Annotated in this window: 24 protein-coding genes; 3 read left to right on the top strand and 21 right to left on the bottom strand. The window is 71.1% G+C overall.

Going from position 1 to position 22,195, the window contains the following annotated elements; all coding sequences use genetic code 11:
- Positions 1-79: 79 nt before the first annotated feature.
- The 8 genes from FF100_RS19130 to FF100_RS19095 all read right to left on the bottom strand — a co-directional run bounded on the left by FF100_RS19130 (position 80) and on the right by FF100_RS19095 (position 8,551).
- Positions 80-1,768 carry a cation acetate symporter gene (locus FF100_RS19130; RefSeq protein ID WP_139037266.1) on the bottom strand — a complete coding sequence of 563 codons (1,689 nt, stop codon included), beginning with the start codon at positions 1,766-1,768 and terminating at the stop codon, positions 80-82.
- Positions 1,765-2,073 carry a DUF485 domain-containing protein gene (locus FF100_RS19125; protein WP_139037265.1) on the bottom strand — a complete coding sequence of 103 codons (309 nt, stop codon included), beginning with the start codon at positions 2,071-2,073 and terminating at the stop codon, positions 1,765-1,767. The genes FF100_RS19130 and FF100_RS19125 overlap by 4 nt, the downstream gene beginning before the upstream one ends.
- 293 nt (positions 2,074-2,366) lie before the next feature.
- Positions 2,367-4,316, bottom strand: a complete 1,950-nt coding sequence (acs, locus tag FF100_RS19120) for an acetate--CoA ligase (protein WP_139037264.1) — start codon at positions 4,314-4,316, stop codon at positions 2,367-2,369.
- A gap of 118 nt (positions 4,317-4,434) precedes the next feature.
- Positions 4,435-4,728 (bottom strand): hypothetical protein, encoded by a 294-nt coding sequence (locus FF100_RS19115; protein WP_139037263.1) that lies wholly within the window; start codon positions 4,726-4,728, stop codon positions 4,435-4,437.
- Positions 4,729-4,861: 133 nt separating this feature from the next.
- Positions 4,862-5,341 carry a nucleoside deaminase gene (locus tag FF100_RS19110; protein WP_139037262.1) on the bottom strand — a complete coding sequence of 160 codons (480 nt, stop codon included), beginning with the start codon at positions 5,339-5,341 and terminating at the stop codon, positions 4,862-4,864.
- A gap of 195 nt (positions 5,342-5,536) precedes the next feature.
- Entirely contained in the window at positions 5,537-6,427 is an 891-nt protein-coding gene (locus FF100_RS19105; RefSeq protein ID WP_048434235.1) for a LysR family transcriptional regulator, read from the bottom strand.
- A 113-nt stretch (positions 6,428-6,540) separates the two neighbouring features.
- A complete protein-coding gene (trxB, locus tag FF100_RS19100) occupies positions 6,541-7,533 on the bottom strand; it encodes a thioredoxin-disulfide reductase (RefSeq protein WP_139037261.1) in 993 nt (330 codons plus the stop codon).
- Between the two features lie 31 nt (positions 7,534-7,564).
- Positions 7,565-8,551, bottom strand: coding sequence for a mitochondrial fission ELM1 family protein (locus FF100_RS19095; RefSeq protein WP_246102166.1), 987 nt, complete (start codon positions 8,549-8,551; stop codon positions 7,565-7,567).
- A 108-nt stretch (positions 8,552-8,659) separates the two neighbouring features.
- On the opposite strand from FF100_RS19095, the gene gltX reads away from it, so the two are divergent.
- Complete coding sequence (gene gltX / locus FF100_RS19090; RefSeq protein ID WP_139037259.1) at positions 8,660-10,006, top strand: glutamate--tRNA ligase; 1,347 nt, start codon at positions 8,660-8,662, stop codon at positions 10,004-10,006.
- A 140-nt stretch (positions 10,007-10,146) separates the two neighbouring features.
- Here gltX and FF100_RS19085 read toward each other — a convergent pair whose 3' ends face one another.
- The 4 genes from FF100_RS19085 to FF100_RS19070 all read right to left on the bottom strand — a co-directional run bounded on the left by FF100_RS19085 (position 10,147) and on the right by FF100_RS19070 (position 14,051).
- A complete protein-coding gene (locus FF100_RS19085; protein WP_139037258.1) occupies positions 10,147-11,556 on the bottom strand; it encodes an amidase in 1,410 nt (469 codons plus the stop codon).
- A 4-nt stretch (positions 11,557-11,560) separates the two neighbouring features.
- Positions 11,561-11,908 (bottom strand): hypothetical protein, encoded by a 348-nt coding sequence (locus FF100_RS19080; RefSeq protein ID WP_139037257.1) that lies wholly within the window; start codon positions 11,906-11,908, stop codon positions 11,561-11,563.
- A gap of 14 nt (positions 11,909-11,922) precedes the next feature.
- Complete coding sequence (locus tag FF100_RS19075) at positions 11,923-12,489, bottom strand: Uma2 family endonuclease (protein WP_139037256.1); 567 nt, start codon at positions 12,487-12,489, stop codon at positions 11,923-11,925.
- A 128-nt stretch (positions 12,490-12,617) separates the two neighbouring features.
- Positions 12,618-14,051: a homospermidine synthase gene (locus tag FF100_RS19070; RefSeq protein WP_139037255.1), complete on the bottom strand. Its 1,434-nt coding sequence runs from the start codon at positions 14,049-14,051 to the stop codon at positions 12,618-12,620.
- Positions 14,052-14,404: 353 nt separating this feature from the next.
- On the opposite strand from FF100_RS19070, the gene FF100_RS19065 reads away from it, so the two are divergent.
- Positions 14,405-14,620 carry a hypothetical protein gene (locus FF100_RS19065; RefSeq protein WP_139037254.1) on the top strand — a complete coding sequence of 72 codons (216 nt, stop codon included), beginning with the start codon at positions 14,405-14,407 and terminating at the stop codon, positions 14,618-14,620.
- A 150-nt stretch (positions 14,621-14,770) separates the two neighbouring features.
- Here the strand turns inward: FF100_RS19065 and proB are convergent, their stop codons facing one another.
- The 8 genes from proB to rplU all read right to left on the bottom strand — a co-directional run bounded on the left by proB (position 14,771) and on the right by rplU (position 19,538).
- A complete protein-coding gene (proB, locus tag FF100_RS19060; protein WP_139037253.1) occupies positions 14,771-15,922 on the bottom strand; it encodes a glutamate 5-kinase in 1,152 nt (383 codons plus the stop codon).
- An 11-nt stretch (positions 15,923-15,933) separates the two neighbouring features.
- A complete protein-coding gene (locus tag FF100_RS19055) occupies positions 15,934-16,332 on the bottom strand; it encodes a type II toxin-antitoxin system VapC family toxin (RefSeq protein WP_139037252.1) in 399 nt (132 codons plus the stop codon).
- A complete protein-coding gene (locus FF100_RS19050; protein WP_139037251.1) occupies positions 16,329-16,598 on the bottom strand; it encodes a type II toxin-antitoxin system VapB family antitoxin in 270 nt (89 codons plus the stop codon). Before FF100_RS19050 ends, FF100_RS19055 begins: the two co-directional genes overlap by 4 nt.
- Positions 16,599-16,622: 24 nt before the next feature.
- The gene (locus FF100_RS37180) at positions 16,623-16,778 is read right to left on the bottom strand and encodes a hypothetical protein (RefSeq protein WP_171070251.1); all 156 of its coding nucleotides are present in this window, start codon (positions 16,776-16,778) and stop codon (positions 16,623-16,625) included.
- Positions 16,779-16,971: 193 nt separating this feature from the next.
- Positions 16,972-18,000 carry a GTPase ObgE gene (obgE, locus tag FF100_RS19045; protein ID WP_139037250.1) on the bottom strand — a complete coding sequence of 343 codons (1,029 nt, stop codon included), beginning with the start codon at positions 17,998-18,000 and terminating at the stop codon, positions 16,972-16,974.
- A 66-nt stretch (positions 18,001-18,066) separates the two neighbouring features.
- Positions 18,067-18,702 (bottom strand): GNAT family N-acetyltransferase, encoded by a 636-nt coding sequence (locus FF100_RS19040; protein WP_139037249.1) that lies wholly within the window; start codon positions 18,700-18,702, stop codon positions 18,067-18,069.
- A gap of 193 nt (positions 18,703-18,895) precedes the next feature.
- Positions 18,896-19,177 carry a 50S ribosomal protein L27 gene (rpmA, locus tag FF100_RS19035; protein ID WP_048428413.1) on the bottom strand — a complete coding sequence of 94 codons (282 nt, stop codon included), beginning with the start codon at positions 19,175-19,177 and terminating at the stop codon, positions 18,896-18,898.
- Between the two features lie 43 nt (positions 19,178-19,220).
- Positions 19,221-19,538, bottom strand: coding sequence for a 50S ribosomal protein L21 (gene rplU, locus FF100_RS19030; RefSeq protein ID WP_048436258.1), 318 nt, complete (start codon positions 19,536-19,538; stop codon positions 19,221-19,223).
- 295 nt (positions 19,539-19,833) lie between these two features.
- On the opposite strand from rplU, the gene FF100_RS19025 reads away from it, so the two are divergent.
- The gene (locus FF100_RS19025; RefSeq protein WP_139037248.1) at positions 19,834-20,229 is read left to right on the top strand and encodes a DUF2267 domain-containing protein; all 396 of its coding nucleotides are present in this window, start codon (positions 19,834-19,836) and stop codon (positions 20,227-20,229) included.
- A gap of 39 nt (positions 20,230-20,268) precedes the next feature.
- Here the strand turns inward: FF100_RS19025 and FF100_RS19020 are convergent, their stop codons facing one another.
- Positions 20,269-22,077 (bottom strand): DUF4153 domain-containing protein, encoded by a 1,809-nt coding sequence (locus FF100_RS19020; RefSeq protein WP_139037247.1) that lies wholly within the window; start codon positions 22,075-22,077, stop codon positions 20,269-20,271.
- Positions 22,078-22,195: the final 118 nt, after the last annotated feature.

Here is a 22,195-nt window from a genome sequence, read left to right as displayed (position 1 = left end):
GCCACAGGCGGGACGCGACGCCGTCTCTGACGCGTCGCGGAGCGGGGCGGCGGCCGTGCCGGCCGCCGCCCGTTCGTCGTCAATGCGCGTGCGCGCCGGCCGCTCCGATGCCGGTCTCCGAGCGCACGTACTGCGCCTCGAAGGCCGCCCGCTCGCGCTTCGCCCGGGCGGAGTTGTCGATCTTCGAGACCGCCCAGATGCCGAGGAAGGCGAGCGGCATCGAGAACAGGGCCGGGTTGTCGTAGGGGAAGAGCGCCGCCGGGTGGCCGAAGGTGGTGACCCACACCGCCTTCGACAGCACCACCATCACGACCGCGCTGACGAGGCCGATCAGGCCGCCGACGAGGGCGCCCAGCGTCGTGGTGCCCTTCCACAGGATCGACATCGCCAGCACCGGGAAGTTGCAGCTCGCCGCCACCGCGAAGGCGAGGCCGACCATGAAGGCGACGTTCTGGTTCTCGAACACGTAGCCGAGATAGATCGCCACGATGCCGATCACGACCGCCGAGATCTTCGACAGGCGGACCTCGCCGGCCTCGGTCGTGCGCCCGCGGGCGAAGACCTGGGCGTAGAGGTCGTGGCTCACCGCCGAGGCGCCGGCGAGCGTGAGACCCGCCACCACGGCGAGGATGGTCGCGAAGGCCACCGCCGAGATGAAGCCGAGGAAGAGCGAGCCGCCGGTGGCGTTGGCGAGGTGCACCGCCGCCATGTTGCTGCCGCCGAGCAGCCCGGTGATCCGGTCGTAGGCGCCGCCGGCTCCGGCCTTGAAGTAGCTCGGGTCGCTCATCAGGAAGGTGATGGCGCCGAAGCCGATGATGAAGGTCAGGATGTAGAAGTAGGCGATCAGGCCGGTGGCGTAGAACACCGACTTGCGGGCGGCCTGGGCGTCCGACACGGTGAAGAACCGCATCAGGATGTGGGGCAGGCCGGCGGTGCCGAACATCAGGCCGATGCCGAGCGAGATGGTCGAGACCGGATCGGCGACGAGGCCGCCCGGCGCCATGATCGCCTCGTGCTTGGGGTGCTCCTGCACGGCGGCGGCGAACAGCGCCTCCGGGTTGAAGCCGTAGCGCCACAGCACGGCCAGCGCCATGAACGAGGCGCCGGCGAGCAGCAGGCAGGCCTTGATGATCTGCACCCAGGTCGTCGCCTTCATGCCGCCGAAGGCGACGTAGACGATCATCAGGATGCCGACCGCGATGATCGCGGTGAGGTAGTCGAGGCCAAACAGCAGCTGGATCAGCTTACCCGCGCCGACCATCTGGGCGATCAGGTAGAACGCCACCACCACGAGGGTGCCGGTCGCCGACAGGATGCGGATCCGGGTCTGGTCGAGGCGGAAGCTCGCCACGTCGGCGAAGGTGAACTTGCCGAGGTTGCGCAGCCGCTCGGCGATCAGGAACAGCACGATCGGCCAGCCGACCAGGAAGCCGATCGAGTAGATCAGCCCGTCGAAGCCCGACGAGAAGACCAGCCCCGAGATGCCGAGGAACGAGGCCGCCGACATGTAGTCGCCCGCGATGGCAAGCGCGTTCTGGCCGGCCGAGATGCCGCCGCCGGCGGCGTAGAAGTCGGCGGCCGACTTCGAGCCCGCGGCGGCCTTGTAGGTGATGCCCAGCGTGGCCAGCACGAAGAGCAGGAACATGACGACGGCGGTCCAGTTCGTCGCCTGCTTCTGCACGGCGCCGAGATCCGGCCCGGCGGCCAAAGCCGCGCCGGCTCCGACGACCGTCAGGAGCCCCACGATGGCGATGCGGCGTGCGCTCATCGGCCGAGCTCCCGGTTGAGGTCGTTCGTCAGGTCGTCGTAGCGGCCATTGGCCCGGGCGACGTAGATCCCGGTGAGCGCGAAGGCCGAGACGATGACGACGAGGCCCAGCACGATGCCGAGCGAGGTCACGCCGGAGCCGATCTTCGCCGCCATCACGCCCTTGGCGAAGGCGACGAGCAGGATGAAGCCGAGATAGATCCCCAGCATCGCGCCGGACAGGATCCAGCCGTAGCGGGTGCGTTCGGTCACCAATTGTCGGAATGTCGGGCTCGCCAGAACCCGTGCGGTGTCTGCCTCTGCCATCGGCGGGCCTCCCTATGTTTCGCTTCTGTAACCAGGCACGGCTCCGCCGCGCACCGAAGACGGCACGAGGCAGTGAAGTCGATGCGACGGTCTTTCTCTGTGCCTGTTCTCGCCAGGCTGCTGTGCACCGACGTCGTTTGATGCGGCGCAAAATTTCGGATGACCTGATTTCGTGGCGAATGCCAGTGCAAAGAGACTGAAACTGCTCTCGATGCGACGAAGGTCTGATAAGCGCGACCGTATCGCGCGGGATCATGGGGCCGGGGCCCGTGCGGGGGCCCCGGCCATCACGGTCACTTGGTGCGGTTCTGCCGGTTCTCGATCAGGTCGTCGACCACCGCCGGCTCGGCGAGCGTCGAGGTGTCGCCGAGCGCGGAGAACTCGTCCTCGGCGATCTTGCGCAGGATGCGGCGCATGATCTTGCCGGAGCGGGTCTTCGGCAGGCCGGGGGCGAACTGGATCAGGTCGGGCGAGGCGATCGGCCCGATATCCTTGCGCACCCAGGTCACCAGCTCCTTGCGGAGCGCGTCGGAGGGTTCCTCGCCCTGCATCAGGGTGACGTAGGCGTAGATGCCCTGGCCCTTGATGTCGTGGGGATAGCCCACCACCGCGGCCTCGGAGACCTTCGGGTGCGCGACGAGCGAGGATTCGACCTCCGCCGTGCCCATCCGGTGGCCCGAGACGTTGATCACGTCGTCGACGCGGCCGGTGATCCAGTAATAGCCGTCGGCATCGCGCCGGCAGCCGTCACCCGAGAAATAGCGGCCCGGGAAGGTCGAGAAGTAGGTCTGCACGAAGCGCTCGTGGTCGCCCCACACCGTCCGCATCTGGCCCGGCCACGAATCGTCGATGCAGAGGTTGCCCTCGCAGGCGCCGTCGAGAACCGTGTTGTCGGCATCGACCACCACCGGCTTCACGCCGAAGAACGGCCGCGTCGCCGAGCCGGGCTTGAGCGGGGTCGCGCCGGGGAGCGGGGTGATGAGGATGCCGCCGGTCTCGGTCTGCCACCAGGTGTCGACGATCGGGCAGCGCTCGTCGCCGACGACCCGGTAGTACCATTCCCAGGCCTCGGGATTGATCGGCTCGCCGACCGAGCCGAGCGTGCGGAGGGACGCGCGCGAGGTCTGCTTCACCGGCGCCTCGCCGGCGCCCATCAGCGAGCGGATCGCGGTCGGCGCGGTGTAGAAGATGTTGACCTTGTGCTTGTCGACGACGTCCCAGAACCGCGAGATCGTCGGATAGGTCGGGATGCCCTCGAACATCAGGGTGGTGGCGCCGTTCGCCAGCGGCCCGTACAGGATGTAGGAGTGGCCGGTGACCCAGCCGACATCGGCGGTGCACCAGTAGATGTCGCCCTCGTGGTAGTCAAAGACGTATTGGTGCGTCATCGACGCGTAGACGAGGTAGCCGCCGGTGGTGTGGACCACGCCCTTCGGCTGGCCGGTCGAGCCCGAGGTGTAGAGCAGGAACAGCGGGTGCTCGGCCTCGACATGCGTCACCGGGCACTCGTCGGTGACCTGGGCGGCGGCGGCGTCGTAGTAGACGTCGCGGACCGGATCCATCTCGACGGCGCCGCCGGTGCGGCGCACCACGATGACGTGGTCGACGCTGTCCGGGGCCAGGCGCTGGATCGCCGCGTCGACGTTGGCCTTCAGCGGCACCTTGCGGCCGCCGCGCAGGCCCTCGTCGGCGGTGATGACGAGCTTCGAGTCGCAGCCCTGGATGCGGCCGGCGAGCGAATCCGGCGAGAAGCCGCCGAACACCACCGAGTGGATCGCGCCGAGGCGGGCGCAGGCCAGCATCGCGAAGGCCGCCTCGGGGATCATCGGCAGGTAGATGGTGACCCGGTCGCCCTTCGAGACGCCGCGGTTGCGCAGGACGTTGGCCATCCGGCACACTTCCGCGTGCAGCTCGCGGTAGGTGATGTGGCGCGACTCCGACGGGTCGTCGCCCTCCCAGATGATCGCCACCTGGTCGCCGCGGGTGTCGAGGTGCCGGTCGATGCAATTGTAGGCGGCGTTGGTGACGCCGTCGGAAAACCATCGGATCGAGACGTCGCCGGGGCCGAACGTCGTCTCCTTCACCTTGGCGTAGGGCGTGAACCAGTCGATCCGCTGGCCGTGCTCGCGCCAGAACGACTCCGGGTCGCGGATCGAGGCCTCGTACCAGGACAGGTACGTCGCCTCGTCGATATGCGCCCGCGCGCGCGCATCCTGGCTGACCTCGACGATCCGCTGGCTCATGGCGTTCTCCCTCGCATGGTCTCCCCGGTCGCTGGCGCGGCGCCCGGGCTGGTTGCGGCCGGTTTAAGGGTCCGTTGACCGCACTCGCAACCGATCATTCCGTCTAATGCAGAGCGGACTAATGCACTTGGCTCCCCGTGGCCGGCGCCTCGGTGCAACCGGTGCAGAGACCGGTGTCGATCGCGCGCTGGATCTCCCGATCGCGCTCCTGCAACTGCGGCGTGAGACCGGCATCCGGGCCGAGGGCTGCGCCCGGCGGCTTGGTCTGGCCGACGCCGGTGGTGTCGCGGGTGGCGGGCCCGAGCACCCCGGAGCCGCCCGGATCCCGCCTGGGCGGCTCCGTTTTCCCGAGGTGCGGGGCTGGGGCGAGGGCCGCCGCCAGGAGGACGGCGAGGAGAGGCGTGCGACGCATGGGGGCCTCTTTCAACGGTTCGACCGGCCTCAGGCTCCGGCAAGCGGCGTGGGGTCTCCCGAGCCCCTGTCCGGGCGTCAGTCCTGACACGACAACGCCACGCTGCGGGCCCCGGTTGCCGGTCCCGCCCCGGTCAGTACGGCACCCGGTCGGCCTTCGCCTCGTAGCGCTCCCAGACCTCGATCGCCTCGGCCCGCATGATCTGCCGGATCGGGATCTTGCGTTCGCTCGCCGGCTTGCGGATCTCCTCGTAGATCATGCTGTCGTCGAAATTGCCGTGGCGCAGCGCATCCTCGTTGGTCGAGGCGTAGAAGATCCGCGAGATGCCGGCCCAGTAGGCCGCCGCCATGCACATCGGGCACGGTTCGGCCGAGGTGTAGAGGGTCGCGCCCGGCAGCTTGAAGCTGCCTTCCTTCGTGCAGGCGTCGCGAATCGCCGCCATCTCGGCGTGCCAGGTCGGATCGTTCTCGGCGACGACCCGGTTCGCGCCCTCGCCGATGATGGTGCCGTCGCGCACGATCACCGCGCCGAAGACGCCGCCGGCGCTCTCGACGAGCGCGGTGTGCTCCGACAGGGCGATGGCGCGCGCCATGAAGGTCTCGTCGTCGGTCATCGGGGCTCCTTGCGGCTGACCTAGCGTCTCCCCCGGCAGCATGGCGCCGGCGGACGGAAAGGCAAGCGGGGAGGTGCGCGGGGTGTGGAGTCGGCGTCCCTCGACGGACGTACCACCCGCTGGGTCATCCCGGGCTCCGCTGCGCGGCCCTTCAATGACTCGGACGGCGTTGGCATTGCCGGGGAAGATCCCGCCTCAATACGTCCAGCGCTGCGCCTTCGCGACCAGGAAGTCCCGGAACGCCTGGACGCGGGCGACCGTCCGCATCTCCTCGGCATAGACGAGGTAGCTCTCGAGATTCGGCATCTCGTAGTCGCGCAGCACCTGGACCAGCTGCTCGTTCCCGTCGGCGACGTAGTCCGGCAGGATGCCGATGCCGGCGCCGGTCTCGACCGCGAGCTGCAGCGCCGAGATGTTGTTCACCGTGAAGTGAATCGTGCGGTGCTCGCGCCCCTCGCGGCCGACGGTGGCGAGCCAATGGGTCGCCATCAGGTAGGAGGGCTGGTCGCCGCCGAACGAGACCAGCCGGTGCTTGTCGAGATCGTCGATGGTCTTCGGCTCGCCGAACCGCTTGATGTATTCGAGCGAGGCGAAGACGTGATAGTGCACGGTGAACAACCGGCGCTGGATCAGGTCCGGCTGGGCCGGCCGGCGGAGCCGAATCGCCACGTCGGCCTCGCGCATCGCGAGGTCGAGCTCCTCGTTGGTCAGGATCAGCTCGACGCGGACATCCGGGTGCAGGTCGAGGAACTCGGCCACCCTTTGCGACAGCCAGGCGGTGCCGAGCCCCACCGTCGTCGTCACCTTGAGGTCGCCCGAGGGGCGCTCGCTCGTCTCGACGAGGCGCGCCCGGGTGGTCTCCAGCCGCATCTTCATGTCCCGGGCGGCCCGGAACAGCAGGTCGCCCTGCTCGGTCAGGATCAGTCCGCGGGCGTGGCGATGGAACAGCGGCGCCTTCAGCTCGCGCTCCAGGGCGCTGATCTGACGGCTGACGGCCGACTGGCTGAGCCCGATGTCGTCGCCCGCCTTGGTGAAGCTCCCGGCTTCGGCGACGTTGAGGAAAATCCGGATCTTGTCCCAGTCCACGACCGTCAACCCCGCGCCAGAGCTCCGGCCGGCCAGACGCGGCCGGTGAGTTCAGAGCGAACGCCACAAAGGCCGAGGCCGGGGCTCATCCCCGGCCCCGGTACATCTCACGCCTACTCGGCCGCGGCCTTGCGCGGCTCTTCGCCGATCGCCAGGTTGGCCAGGTACTTCTCCGCCTCGAGGGCGGCCATGCAGCCCATCCCGGCGGCGGTGATCGCCTGCCGGTAGACGTCGTCGGTCACGTCGCCCGCCGCGAACACGCCGGGAATCGCCGTCATGGCGGTACCGGGCGTCACCTCCAGGTAGCCGCCGGCCCGGAAGGGCAACTGCCCCTCGAACACCGCGGTCGCCGGCTGGTGGCCGATGGCGACGAACACGCCGTCGGCCTTGCGCTCGGTGATCTCGCCCGTGCGGGTGTCGCGCAGGCGGACATGGGTGACCGAGGGCGCCGGCTTGTCGCGGCCGCAGATCTCCTCGACCGCGTGGTTCCACACCACCTCGACGTTCGGGTGCTTGAACAGGCGCTCCTGCAGGATGCGCTCGGCCCGGAACGTGTCGCGCCGGTGCACCACCGTCACCTTGGAGGCGAGGTTGGCGAGGTAGAGCGCCTCCTCGACCGCGGTGTTGCCGCCGCCGACCACCACGACCTCCTTGCCCCGGAAGAAGAAGCCGTCGCAGGTGGCGCAGGCCGAGACGCCGAAGCCCTGGAACTTCGCCTCCGAGGGCAGGCCGAGCCACTTCGCCTGGGCGCCGGTGGCGATGATCAGCGCGTCGCAGGTGAACACCGCGCCCGAATCGGCCTCGAGCCGGAACGGCCGTTGCGCGAGGTCGACCGTGGCGATGTATTCCGAGACGATCCGGGTGCCGACATGCTCGGCTTGGGAGCGCATCTGCTCCATCAGCCACGGGCCCTGGATCGCGTCCGCGAAGCCCGGGTAGTTCTCGACGTCGGTGGTGATCATCAGCTGGCCGCCGGGCTGGAAGCCCGAGATCAGCAGCGGCTCGACCATGGCGCGGGCGGCGTAGATCGCGGCGGTGTACCCGGCGGGGCCGGAGCCGATGATCACGAGCTTCTCGTGCTGGGGAGCCTGCTTGGTGGTGGACATAAGGGTCTCCGGGGCTGCCGCCGGTCGGACTCTAACGAGTCGTGCGGCGGGCGAGCGCGTCGCGATGCCCGATATAGGCATTCGCCACAGCCTGCGCGATCGCGAGTGTCATGTCTAAGGGCTTGGGGCGCAACGCTTCAACCCGTCCGGCGAAAGGATGCACAGTTCCTTGGCTTTTCAACGCCTCGAACAGCGGGCGATGACGCGGATAGAGGTTCCGCGGCTCGAACAGCAGCACCGGAGCGCCGGCGGCGCAGGCCTCGGTCACCATGTTGGCCGAATCGGCGGTCGCCACGATCGTGTCGGCGAGCGCCAGCAGGGCGAGATACGGGTTCTCGCCGCTGCCGTCCCAGACGAAGCCGCCGCGGCGCCGCGCGAGATCGGCCAACGCCGCCCGCAAGGGGCCGGGCGTGCGCCGGGACGCGGTGATCATCAGGCTCGCCTCGTCCGCCAGCCGCTCCAGGCCGGCGAGCAGGCGCCGCCCGTCCTCGTCCGGGAAGCGCCCGTGCCGGCTGTCGCCGCCGACCAGCACCGCGGCGCGGGGGCGGGGGAGGGCGGCGAGCCGCGGGTCGGGCTGCGCGCGCGCGGCGGCGAGGCGGGCGGGCGACACCGGATGCGGTCCGAGATCGGTCACGACGACGTTCGGGCCGCGCAACCGGTCGTGGGCCGGCACCCAGATCAGGTCGGCCGCCCGCGTCCCGATGCGCGGATCGCGCAGGAATACCGTGAAGGTCTCGCCTCGTGAGCGGCGCTTCACCGCGCGGAGCGCCGGCACCGCCCGGCGGCCGGTGGCGATCGCGAGGTCGGGCCAGGGGGGATGAAGAGCCCGCTCGCGCGGATCGGCCGGCCCCCGAGGTGCGAGCCACGAGAAGGGCGGGCGCGGCGCGACCATCCGCTCCTCGGCCGCCAGACCCAAGGCCTCCGCGAGGCCGCGGCAGGGGGCGAGGTCGCCGGCCTTGCCGTCGGTGATCAGCCAGGCCGTGGTGCCGGCCGGCAGGAGGGGGGAGGGGGTGGCCACGGCCCCGCGATGCGGCGACGGGGCGAGCGCTGTCAAGGCTTGGCCTGTCAGGCGTTCGGGCCCGTGCCCGATTGCGCCCCGCTCCGCCGATGCTCTACGAGAGCCGCCATGGCACCCGTCGTTCGCTTCGCTCCCTCGCCCACCGGCTTCCTCCATATCGGCAATGCCCGGCCGGCCCTGTTCAACGCCCTGTTCGCCCGGCGGGAAGGCGGCCGGTTCTGGCTGCGCCTCGACGACACCGACACGGCGCGCTCGACCCCCGCATTCGCCGCGGCGATCGAGGAGGATCTGGGCTGGCTCGGCATCGTCCCGGACGGGATGTTCCGCCAGTCGGAGCGCCTCGCGATCTACGACGCGGCGGCCGAGCGCCTCAAAGCCGCGGGCCGGCTCTATCCGGCCTACGAGACGGCCGAGGAGCTGGAGCGCCGCCGCCGGCGCCAGCTCGGCCGCGGCCTGCCGCCGGTCTACGACCGCGCCGCCCTGACGCTGACGGACGAGGAGCGTGCCGCCTTCGAGGCCGAGGGGCGCCGGCCGCATTGGCGCTTCCGCCTCGATCCCGGCACCGTCACCTGGGACGACCTCGTGCGCGGGCCCTGCCACGTCGAGGCCGACAGCCTGTCCGACCCGGTGCTGATCCGCGAGGACGGCAGCTACCTCTATACCCTGCCCTCGGTGGTCGACGACGCCGAGACCGGCGTGACCCACGTGATCCGCGGCGAGGACCACGTCACCAACACGGCGGTCCAGATCCAGATCTTCTCGGCGCTGGGCGCCCCGGTGCCGGTCTTCGCCCACCACAACCTGCTCACCACGGCGAGCGGCGAGGGGCTGTCGAAGCGCCTCGGCCACCTCTCCCTGCGCGGCCTGCGCGAGTCCGGCTACGAGCCGATGGCGGTCGCGGCCCTGGCGGTGCTGACCGGCTCGGCCGAGGCGGTGCGGCCGGTCTCGGACCTCGACGAGCTCGCCGCCCTCGTCGACCTCGCCCATGTCTCGCGGGCACCGGCGAAGTTCGACGAGCACGAGCTCGACGGGCTCAACGCCCGGGTCGTGCATGCTCTCCCCTCCGCGGCGGTGGCCGAGCGGCTCACCGCCCTCGGCGTCGCGCCCGAGCGGGCGCAAGCGTTCTGGGAGGTGGTGCGGGCGAACCTGACCCGGGTGTCGGATGCCGCCGAGTGGTGGCGGGTGGTCGAGGGACCGGTGACGCCGGTGACCGGCGAGACGCCGGACCTGCTCGCCGTCGCCCGCCAGGCGCTGCCGCCGGAGCCGTGGGACGCGACGACCTGGAAGCGGGTGACGGAGGCGGTTCGCACCGCCACCGGCCTCAAGGGCAAGGCCCTGTTCCTGCCCTTGCGCCTCGCGCTGACCGGCCTCGACCACGGCCCCGACCTCGCCGGCCTGCTGCCGCTCATCGGTCGCGAGCGGGCGCTGGCGCGGTTGAGGGGGGAGACGGCCTGAAAGCCGGCGCCGCTCTGCTCATCATCAAGCGCGGTTCCCGTCTCCAGGCGATCCCGGGATTGCCCAGGATCGCTGCAAGGCGCGGGAGAGGGGAGCCCGCGACTTCACCGATTCTGAACGCGCGGCAGGCGTGACCCGGATCACCCCACCACCGGCCACGGCCGCAGCGCCGGCCGGATCCGCTCGAAGGCGCGTGCCAGCCGCAGCACCCCGACATCGTCGAAGCGCCGCCCGGCGATCTGCAGGCCGACCGGCAGCCCGTCCGGCGTGAAGCCCGCCGGGACCGCGATCGCCGGCTGCTCCGACATGTTGAACGGCACCGTGTAGGCGATGTGGGCCATCGCCCGGGCCGGGTCGTTGGTCGGCGAGGCGTGCTCGGCCGGGAAGGGCGGGTTCGGCGAGACCGGGCCGATCAGGAAGTCGAACGGCCGGATCGCCGTCAGCGCCGCGTCCCGCATCGCCGCCATCTGGCTCATGCCGTGGAAGACCATCGCACCGCTCACGTCGCGGCCGCCCGCCGCCCAGTCGCGGATGAACGGCAGCACGCGCGCCCGGCGCGCCTCGTCCAGGGCTTCGATGTCGAGGGAGGCGCGCTGGCGCCAGAACAGGTCGAGACCGTCGAGCATGCCTGGCGTGAGGAGCGGCCCGACCGGCTCGATCACCGCGCCGGCCTCCGCGAGGAGCCGCGCCGCCGCCTCGATCACCGTGCGGTGGCCCGGGTCGAGGGGAAGGCCGGCGCCAGCCTCCATCACCAGGCCGAGGCGCAAGCCCCTCACGGCGAGCCCGTCGAGGTCGAGCCAGGGCAGGTCGGCCGGGGGCAGGGCGGTGGGGTCGCGTTCGTCGGGGCGGCTCACGGTCCGCATCATCAGCGCCGCGTCGGCGACGGTGCGGGTGAGCGGGCCGGCGCAGCGGCCGTAATAGGGCGGATCGAGCGGCACCCGGCCGTAGCTGGGCTTGTGGCCCACGACCCCGCACCACGCGGCCGGCAACCGGACCGAGCCGCCGATATCGGTGCCGAGATGCAGCGGACCGTACCCCGCCGCCGCGGCGGCGCCCGAGCCGGCCGAGGAGCCGCCCGGGCCCTTGGCGAGGTCCCAGGGGTTGCGGGTGAGCGGATGGAAGCTCGACAGTCCCGAGGACAGCATGCCGTAATCCGGCATGGTGGTATGGGCCACGATCACCGCGCCGTCCTCGCGCAGGCGCGCGGTGGCCGGCGCATCGGCCGGGCTCGGGGGCGCGTCGTCCCGGGCTGCGGTGCCGAGCGGCATCGGCACGCCCTTCGTCGCGATGTTCTCCTTGATGGTGACCGGCACCCCGTCGAGGGGCAGGGCCTCCCCGCGCATCCAGCGCGCCTCCGAGGCGCGGGCAGCCGCCAGCGCCGTCTCGGGCACGAAGGCGTAGAGCGCGTGCAAGCGCGGCTCCGCGGCCTCGGCCCGGGCGATCACGGCTTGCGTCACCGCCACCGGCGAGAGGGCGCGGCGCGCATAGAGGTGCAAAAGCTCCGTGGCGGTCAGGTCGGCGGGGTTCGCAGCGGAGGGGGACGGGGCCATCGGGTCAGCGCGCCTCTTGGGCCTTGTCCGGGCGTCCGGACAGGGCGACGTAGAAACCGAGCCCGTCCTGGGACGGCAGGGTCTGCAGGCGATCGACCCAGCCGCGGCGCTTGGCGTCGAGGAGCTGGCGCCCGACCGGCTGGAACAGGGTCTCGCCGCCGCCGGGCGTCGGCGCGTCGAGGCGCACCGCCACGGTCTTGCCCTTGGCGAAGCGGCTGCGTTCCAGCATGTCGGCGAGAGAGGCCTCGGCCTGCGGGCGAGGCGCGCCGCGCAGGTCGAGCACCGATTCGGCATCGGTCACCCCGAGGGTGCCGCGCAGCTTGTTGGCGTAGAATTCGTCGAAATGGGGCAAGGGCGGCTCGGGCGTCAGAGGGAGATGTCTTCGTAGAGGGCGGCAACCGGGATTGAACCGTCGAGGTCCGGCAACTGGATCAAGTCGTCTCTGCCGAGGACCCGCACGGTCGCATTCGGTCCGTTTCCCCGCGACCACAGCTCGACCCGGGCTTCGTCGGCATAGACGATCAGGTCGGCACGAAGGGTCTGCAGCCCTCGATAGAACGCAGCCTTGCGGCCCCGGTCGTCGTGCATGGTCGAGGGCGACGGGACCTCGACGACGACCCAAGGATCGCGAGCGTACCCATCAGGAACGCGTGGACCGCAACGAACGACGATATCGGGGATGGGCGCGTGATCGTCGACGAAGTCGTTGCGCAGGCCGATGCCGGGCAGAACCCGGCAGCCGAACTTCGCTGCGAGCGGTCGCAATGCGCCGACGAGATGGCCGACAATCTCCTGATGCCGCTCGGTCGGCGGCGCCATCAACACCGCCTCGCCGCCGAGAAGCTCCCAGCGCTCCTCGTCCGGGCGGTCGCGGATCATCTCAAGGAATTCGGCGACCCGCATTCGCGGGGCGCGCCGCAGCGCGAGCGACATGACGGCTCCCTGTCACCGCCACGATGGTAGCACCGGGCGGGGACGGGCGACAGCCTTGCCGCGCTGCGGCACCGCACCCGGGCGAGGGCGCGATGCCGCGTCGTGATGGGGTCAGGCCGAGGCCTTGCCTACGCCCCGTGCACCAGCACGTTGCGGAACTGCCAGGGATCGCTCTCGTCGATGTCCTCCGGGAAGAGCCCGGGGCGGCCCGACAGCGGCGTCCAGTCGGTATAGACCCCGATCACCGGACCGAGATACGGCAGCTGCACCTCGAGGCAGCGGCGGAAATCGACCTCGTCGGCCTCGACGATGCCGGCCTCGGGGTTCTCCAGCGCCCAGACCATGCCGGCGAGCACCGCGGAGGTCACCTGGAGGCCGGTGGCGTTCTGGTAGGGGGCGATCGCCCGGGTCTCCTCGATGGAGAGCTGCGAGCCGTACCAGTAGGCGTTCTTGCCGTGGCCGTAGAGCAGCACGCCGAGCTCGTCGATACCGTCGACGATCTCGTTCTCGTCGAGGATGTGGTGCTTCTCCTGCACCTTGCCGGCCTGGCCCCACATCTCGTGCAGCGACAGCACCGCCTCGTTGCAGGGATGGTAGGCGTAGTGGCAGGTCGGCCGGTAGACCGCCTGACCCTCCTGGCGCACGGTGTAGTAGTCGGCGATCGAGATCGCCTCGTTGTGGGTGACGAGGAAGCCGAACTGCGCCTGCGCGGTCGGGGTCCAGGAGCGCACGCGGGTGTCGGCGCCGGGCTGCAGCAGGTAGATCGCCGGCGCGTCGTTCGGCAGGGTGCGGCCGTTCTCCGGCATCCAGGTCTCGTGGGTGCCCCAGCCCAGCTCGGCCGGCTGGTTGCCCTCGGAGACGAAGCCCTCGACCGACCAGGTGTTGACGAAGACGCCCTGCGGCTTCTCCGACTTGGCACGCTGGGTGTCGCGCTCGGCGATGTGGATGCCCTTGACGCCGGTCTCGCGCATCAGCGCGGCCCATTCCTCGCGGGTCTTCGGCTCGGAGGTCTTGAGGCCGAGATCGGCCGCGACGTTGAGGAGCGCCTGCTTGACGAACCACGACACCATGCCGGGATTGGCGCCGCAGCACGACACCGCGGTCGGCCCGCCGGGCTTGCGGCGGCGGGCGTCGAGCACCTGCTCGCGGAGCGCGTAGTTGGTGCGGTCGGCGGGGCCGGCATTCTTGTCGAAGTAGAAGCCCGGCCACGGCTCGGCGACGGTGTCGATGTAGAGCGCGCCGATCTCGCGGCACAGCTCCATGATGTCCCGCGACGAGGTATCGACCGAGAGGTTGACGCAGAAGCCCTGGCCGCCGCCTTCGGTGAGGAGCGGCGTCAGGATCTCGCGGTAATTGTCCTTGGTCAGCGCGACCTGCTCGAAGCGCAGGCCGTGCTTGTCGGCGAGCGCCTTGTGGGCGTCCGACGGCTCCACCACCGTGAACCGGGCCTTGTCGTAGGTGAAATGGCGCTCGATCAGGGGCAGGGTGCCCCGGCCGATCGAGCCGAAGCCGATCATCACGATGGGGCCGCTGATGCGGCCGTGGACAGGCCAGTCGGTCATGGCGCTCAAGGTCTCCGGAATTATGGTCTCGGTATGCCCCGCATTGGGGGCCCGGCCTTGGGGAAGGCTCCCTCCGGGCCGGTCGGCTCGCCTAGCAGGCCAGCATGACGCGCGGGCGACGGGGCAGGCGAGGGGGTGATTGACGCGTCGGGTCCCCCGGGTCAACCCCGGTCAACCCGTTGGCCCGACACACCGAAGCGTAACCGTCCGGTTAACCGCCCCGCCGGGCCCGGCATGCTGGATTCGCATGGCGCCGCTGCAGCTGTCGCGCTTGTGTGCAGCGCGGTATCGACCATATTGCGTTGCAACAAGAACACCGGAAACGCCCGCGCGCACTCTTTTCGGAGATCCCCATGCTCGCGGTCATCACTCACTCGCTCATCTCCCCCACCGTCGACGAGCGCTCCGACATGGAGCCCGGCATCCTCACCCTCGTGAGCCGCATGGTCCACGCGATCCACGCCGCCAACCAGCGTCGCCTGGAGCGCCAGATCGGCGAGTACGTCGAGGTCAACGGCGGACGCATCACCGACGATCTCGAGCGCCGGATCGGCCAGCACTTCTGCTGATCGCGCCGCCCCGGTCCGCCGGGGAACGCACTCGATGGTCAAGCAAGGCGCCAGGGGCGGCACACGCCCCTCAGGCGCCTTCTTGGTGTTTGGAGACCAAGCGCGCCGGTTCGGGCCGGCGGGATCCGTGACGCCGATCTCCGAGCCGCCTCAATCCCCCACCAGCGCCAGGTCGTCCCGGTGCACCATCGCGGCCCGGCCCGGATAGCCCAGCACCGCCTCGATCTCCCGGCTCGACCGGCCGAGGATGCGTGCCGCGTCCTCGCTGTCGTAGGCGACGAGGCCGCGGCCGAGCACCACGCCGTCGGGGGAGCGGATCGTCACCGCGTCGCCGCGGCCGAAGCTGCCCTCGACCCGCTTGACGCCGACCGGCAGCAGGCTCGCCCCACCCTGGAGCGCGCGGGCCGCGCCGGCATCGATCGTGAGCGTGCCGCGCGGCTCCAGCGAGCCGGCGATCCAGGTCTTGCGGGCGGCGCCGGGCGTCGAGCCGGCGAGGAACCACGAGCAGCGGGCGCCGTTCGCCACCGCCTTGAGCGGGTTCTTGCCCCGCCCGTCGGCGATCAGCATCTGGGTGCCGCCCGAGATCGCGATCTTGGCCGCCTCGACCTTGGTGCGCATGCCGCCGCGCGACAGTTCCGAGGCCGGGCCCCCCGCCATCGCGTCGATCTCCGGGGTGATCCGGGCGATGACGGCCAAGTGCTCGGCGTTCGGATCGCTCGCCGGCGGGGCGGTGTAGAGCCCGTCGATGTCGGAGAACAGCACCAGGAGGTCGGCGCCGATCATCGTGGCGACCCGCGCCGCGAGACGGTCGTTGTCGCCGTAGCGGATCTCCGAGGTGGCGACGGTGTCGTTCTCGTTGACGACCGGGACGGCGCGTTCTTCCAGGAGCTTCAGGGTGGTCGCGCGCGCGTTGAGGTAGCGCCGGCGCTCCTCGGTGTCCTGCGGCGTCACCAGGATCTGGCCGGCGACGATGCCGTGATGGGCCAGCGCCTCCGACCAGTGCCGGGCGAGCGCGATCTGCCCCACCGCCGCCGCGGCCTGGCTCTCCTCCAGCCGCAGGGGACCGGGGCCGAAATTGAGCACCGTGCGACCGAGCGCGATGGAGCCTGAGGAGACCACCAGCACGTCGACGCCGCGGCCGTGCAGGTCGGCGATGTCCTCGGCGAGGGCCGCGAGCCAGGCGTGCCGCAGCCGCCCCCGCGCCCGGTCGACGAGGAGCGCCGAGCCGACCTTGAGCACGACGCGGCGGAACTGGTCGAGGGTGGGGGGTTCGGGCGGGCGGGGCGCGGAGATCGTGGACATGGAACCGGGGATCAGGGTGCGGCGGGGATGAGGGCAGTATGGACGAAGTCGTTCCCCTTGAAGAGGAGCGGCAGGTCCTGGGTCCTCGCCACGGCGTAAGCCATGCAGTCCCCCATGTTCAACCGCGCCGGATGTCCACGGCCCCGGCCGAAGCGGTCGAAGGCCTCGGTGGCGGTCCGGAACATCCGGCGGGCGAAGTCGATCGGCTGAATCGAGGGAATCCGCAACAGGCCATCAATGAAGTTCTGGGCCCCGCCCGGCATGCGCGATTCGAGGACCATGTGGGTCTCGACGAGGGTCGGCATTCCCATGACGGCCGCGCCGCTTGCCGCGGTGATGCGCGAGAAGGTCTCGCTCTCAGGCTCGTCCAGCGCGATCGCGACGAGCGCCGACGTGTCGAGGGCGATCACGTCGGCAGGCCGTTCGTATCGTAGGGGTCGGAATGGTCCGAGGTGGCATCGGGCCGCTTATGGTGGGCGGCCGCTTTCACCAACGCCCGCAGGGTGTCGTAATCGTACTGCTGCCCGGGGTTCAGGGGGGCTTCCGCGAGTTTCCGCACCTCGGCTTCACGGAGGAGGCGTGTCACGACCTCGCTCGGCGTCGAACCTTGGTGCCGCGCCAATCGCTCGGCGATGGCGACCGCCTCGTCACCCTCGATGGTGAGCCGCTTCGCCATCGGTCGCTCCGTTGCGGTCCGCGATCATCGCGGCAGGCCATCCTCGTCGTAAAGATCGCTGTGATCGGAATTCACTCCCGGCGGCAGCTTGGCCCTGACAGCCGCGCCGCGCGCCAGAATGTCGGCGATGAAGGCGTCACGATCGCCCAGGGGTTGCCGCGGGGCGGTCGAGACAAGCACCCGCCGTCGGCGTCTCGTCACAGGTCTGCAGCGCCCGCGCAACGGCGTCGCCTGGCGTGGTCCCGAGGCGCTCCGCGAGCCGCCGAGCGAGCCGCCGAGCAAGCCGCAACGTCTCGTCGCTGTCGATGACCAGAGGTTCGGGCATGGGGCGATTCCTGACGGCGTGGAAATTAGCCGATCACCCACGCCCGTCTCAAGGCTGCCAGGCCACCTGCTCCACCGGGGTTTCCGCCGCGACCGCGTCCATCCGGGCCATCAGGGCGCGCAGGGCGTCCGTGACGCCCTGGCGGGTCGCCGAGGACAGGACGAGGGGCTTCTGGCCGGTCTCGGCCTCCAGGCGCTCGAGCTGGAGCGCCAGGGTCTCGGGATCGAGGGTATCGGCCTTCGACAGGGCGACCACCTCGGGCTTGTCCTCCAGGCCGTGGCCGTAGGCCTCGAGCTCGGTGCGGACCAGCCGGTAGGCGGCGCCGGCATCCTCGCTGGTGCCCTCGACGAGGTGGAGCAGCACCCGGCAGCGCTCGACATGGGCCAGGAACTTGTCGCCCAAGCCCACGCCCTCGTGCGCGCCCTCGATCAGGCCCGGGATGTCGGCGAGCACGAATTCGCGGGTATCGACCCGCACCACGCCGAGGCCCGGATGCAGGGTGGTGAAGGGGTAGTCGGCGATCTTGGGCTTGGCGGCCGTCACGGCGGCGAGGAAGGTCGACTTGCCGGCATTCGGCAGCCCGACGAGGCCGGCATCGGCGATGAGCTTGAGGCGCAGCCAGAGCCAGTGCTCCTCGCCCTCCAGGCCCGGATTGGCGTGGCGCGGGGCGCGGTTGGTCGAGGTGGTGAAGTAGGCGTTGCCGAAGCCGCCATTGCCGCCCTTGGCGAGCCGCACCCGCTGGCCGACATGGGTCATGTCGGCGATCAGGGTCTCGCGGTCCTCGGACAGGATCTCGGTGCCGGCCGGCACCTTGAGGACCACGTCGTCGGCCTTGGCGCCGGCGCGGTTGCGGCCCGAGCCGTGCTCGCCCTTGCGGGCCTTGAAGTGCTGCTGGTAGCGGTAGTCGATCAGGGTGTTGAGCCCCTCGACGCACTCGACCCAGACGTCGCCGCCGCGGCCGCCGTCGCCGCCGTCGGGCCCGCCGAACTCGATGAACTTCTCCCGCCGGAACGAGACGCAGCCGGCGCCGCCGTCTCCCGAACGGACGTAGACCTTGGCCTCGTCGAGGAACTTCACGGGATGAACTCCAGACTACGATGAGGGCGGCCGGGGAGGGCCCCCGGCCGCCGTGAGTGTATCAGATCAGGCGCCGGCCCGGCATTCCGGCCGGTCATGACGCTCGAAGACCAGGCCCGCTGCGTGCCAGGTCTTCAGGCTGTCCCAGGCCCGCCGGTCGAGCCGGAAGCGGTCGACCGGGAAGACGCCGCCGCGGGCCGGAAAGGCCTGGAGCCCGGAGCCGACCGAGGCGAAGCCGCACTTCTCCAGCACCCGCCGCGAGGCCGGGTTCACCACGCGGGCCGACGAGGTGAGCTCGCTCCCCTCCGTATAGGCGAAGAAGGCGTCGATCATCGCCCGCGCGGCCTCCGTGGCCAGCCCCTGGCCCCAATGCGGGGTGCCGAGCCAGTAGCCGAGATGGGCTGAGCCGCTCTCGGCGTCGGGCTCGATGCTGACGATGCCGATCGCCTGGGTCGGGTGCCGCCGCGGCGTGATCGCCATGATCAGCGCGCGTCCATCTGCGTTGGCCTGCCGCGACGCGAGGATGAACTTGTCCACGGTCGGCGGATCGAGCGGATGCGGAATGCGGGCGGTCATCCCGGCTACGGCTTTCTCACCGGCGAGGCGGACGAGGGCTTGCGCGTCGGCCTGGCGGGCCCAGCGCAGCCACAGCCTCCGGGTCTCGAGCCGGAAGACATCGTCGCGGGTGAGGTCGGGAAACATCGCCTGACTCCGATCCGAACCCAGAGCCTCCCGCTCGGGCGCGGTTACGAGAACGACGAAGGGGAAGGTGGTGCCCCACCTTCCCCTCGTGATCTCGCTCGGAGCTAGGCCGTTATCGGGCCTGAGATGAGCAGGAGTCGCCGGGTCGGTGTGGGGACACCGGCGGAGCTCCCTCGTCACTGGCTCCGTCGGGTTACTCTGCGGCCTCCAGGGCCGGGGCGGCGTCGTTGGCGACGACCGTTACGAAGGCGCGGCCTCGTTTGGTAATGAATTGCACCTTGCCGGCGGTGAGGGCGAACAGGGTGTGGTCGGTGCCCATGCCGACGTTGACGCCGGGATGCCACTTGGTGCCGCGCTGACGCACGATGATGTTGCCGGCGAGGACGGCCTCGCTGCCGAACTTCTTCACGCCGAGACGACGACCCGCCGAATCGCGACCGTTGCGGGACGAACCGCCTGCCTTCTTGTGAGCCATGGGGCTAACTCCTGAATTCTGGAAAAAGGGCTCGCGGCCAGCCTTAGGCGGCGCTGATGCCCGTGACGCGGACCACGGTGAGGTCCTGGCGGTGACCGCGCTTGCGGCGCGAGTTCTGGCGGCGGCGCTTCTTGAAGGCGATGACCTTCGGGCCGCGGGCCTGCTTGACGATCTCGCCGGCGACGCTGACGCCCGACACCAGGGGGGCGCCGACCTGGGTCGCGCCGGCGCCGTCGGTGAACAGCAGCACTTCGCCGAAGGTGACGGCGGTGCCGGCCTCGCCCTCGAGCTTCTCGATCGTGATGACGTCGTTGGCGGCGACGCGGTACTGCTTGCCGCCGGTCTTGATCACTGCGAACATCGTTCTCGTCCGTGTTCCATCCGGCCTCCGGCGCCATGCCGGGGTCGTCTTTTTGACAGTTGACGTTCGGGAGCCCGTGCGGACCGCCGCGAACGCGACGGCGCGCGGACCGTGCAGCCCGCGCGCCAGATGTCACCGTTACGGGCGCGGGCGCATTCTGTCAACGCCGGCGCTCCCCGGTTTTCCCCTGCTCCCGGGTTTTTTCCCGTGCCTTGATTTCGCGATGGCCTTCGCCGAAGACCCCCCGGTGGCGTGCCGGCCGGCCGGCTGCACGCGAGAGGTGCGGGAGACCACGATGGAAGAGCTTGTTGCCCGGGTGACGCAGGCCACGGGACTCGACGCGACCACGGCCCAGAAGGCAATCGGGCTCATCCTGGCCTTCCTGCAGAAGGAGGGCCCGCCGGAGGAGGTCAACAAGCTGATCGCCGCCATGCCGGGCGCCGAGACGGCGATCGCCCAGTCCGGCGACGGCGGCCCCGGCGAGGGCGGCGGCGGCCTGATGGGCATGCTCGGCGGCATGATGGGCGGCGGCGTGATGGCGCTCGGCCAGAAGCTGATGTCGGCCGGCGTGCCGATGGGCCAGATGCAGCCGCTCGGCCGCGAGCTGTTCGCCTATGGCCGCGAGAAGGCCGGCGAGGACGTGATGGGCCCGATCGTCGGCTCGATCCCGGGGCTGAGCCAGTTCGTCTGACGCCTTCGGCCGCGGCATGCGGGTGCCGCGGCCGATCTCTTAAGGGCGTGCGCCGGTGCCGAGGTCGCTCGGCCTGAACTGGAGGCGGCGCCCGTCGACCGAGAGGTCGGGCAGCACGGGCTTGACCGGCGCGGCCCGGCCGGCCCGGAGCGAGGCCAGCGCGGCCTTGCCCTGCTCCCAGTCGAAGGGCCACGACAGGGTTCCGATCCGCCGCCAGTCCCCGTCCTCGCTGCGCCGGAACACGATGCCCTCCGCCAGCGCGACGCGCACGCGGTCCGAGAAGGCAGGGTCCGGGAAGGCGACGACCTCCGGCGTGCCGTCCCCGTCGAGGTCGACGACCAGCAGGATGCAGGGGCGGGCGGAGGACAGGCAGGCCGACGGATCCCAGTTCGTTCGACCGCGCGGCCAGGCCTGCTCGCGGAAGCCCTCCGGCAGGGAGGCTCCGGGCGGCGCGATCGTCGCCCCCGCGAAGGCCGGGCCGCGGGGGGCGATGTCGTTGCCGCGGAGCGTGTCCCGGTTCCGGGCCTCCCGGGCGAGGTCGGCGACGACCGGATCCTTCGACGCCGCGAGCTGTGCCAGCGCCTCCCGGCCGTAACGTGCGAAGCGGAAGCGGAGCGCGGTGACGTCGAGGCTCTCCGGTCCGGTCCGTCCGCTCTCCAGGCGCGCGATCTGGTCGGCGGTCGAGAGACGGGCCGGATCGGCCACCGGCGAGAGCAGGAGCAGCAGCGCCAGCACGATCGCGACCGCGCCGATCACGTTGGTGGTGCCGAGCGCCCCCATCCAGGGGCGTGCCCGAAGCGCGGCCCAGCCGTAGCCGGCGGCGTAGATCGCGCCGACTGCACAGGCGGCGACGCCCCAGACCCGGATCGGCGTCAGCCCGTGCTGCGCGATCCGCAAGCAGAGCGCCGTGAGCGCGAGGGCCAGGAGAGGCGCCAGGAGCAGGCCGGCCAGCCGCACCGCGGCCCGCAGCAGGGGCGACCGCGCCTCCGGCGCCGTGCCGTCGCCGTACGCGGCGTTGACGATCACGATCAGCAGCGCGGTGCCGGTCAGGAGCAGGGCGGTGGCGTGGCCCGTCGCCCAGAGCGGCCCGAGCCCCGTGACCAGCAGCGCGCCCAGGAAGGCCGAGAGGAGGCCGGTCGCCAGGACGGCGAGCGCGGTGACGAGCACGGTCGCGGCCGGAAACCGGCCCGCGAGCGAGCCGAGCCGGGTATCCGTCGCGTGCACGGCCCCCGCGAAGGCGAGGCCGAGGCCCGGCAGCATGACCGCCGGGGCGGTCAGCAGCGTGTCCATCCCGGCGAGCCCGAGGGCGCCGAACAGGGCCCCGCTGAGGCGGAGCACGCCCCAGACCGCCGCTGCGAAGCCGAGCCCCAGGCCGATCTGGAGCCCGTGCCGCCAGGACCCGCCGACATAGGCCGCATAGGGCGGGCGCCAGCGCCGCGCCGCATCGGCCGGCTCGATCAGGTGATGAAGGATGTAGACCACCGCGAGGGCCGCCAGGATCAGGAACGGACCGAGCTCACCGTCGGATCGCGCCGCGCCGGTCGGCGGCCCCGCTCGCCACAGGTCGTAGGCGACGAGCAGGACCAGCAGGGTGCAGGCCGCGCCCAGCCAGGCGAGCAGGGTGCCGGGCCGCAGGCGCCCGATGCCGAAGAGCGGGATTGTCGGCGCGATCAGCAGGAGCGGCAGCGCGTAGGCCATCACGGTCCTGTGCGGGCCCACGCCCCAGATCGCCTCCGACTTCGTGAAGAAGAACCAGAGACCGAGCCCCTGCGCCGCTCCGAGGGCGAGCCGGACGGCACCGACCCACCGCCCCGTCGGCTGCCGCGCTTCCGCGCTCTCGATGCTCACGGGGTTCTCCAACTGTCGCGTGAGCCGCCGGTCGGCCCCGCTCGCGGCCCGCTGGGGCGCGACGCGCCGGCGCGGCGGATCCGAGATCGTCGGGACGATCGGGTCCCGGTCCGGACGG

Source organism: Methylobacterium terricola (genome assembly GCF_006151805.1).
Classification (GTDB): Bacteria; Pseudomonadota; Alphaproteobacteria; order Rhizobiales; family Beijerinckiaceae; genus Methylobacterium; species Methylobacterium terricola.
This window is presented reverse-complemented; position numbering and strand designations above follow the sequence as displayed.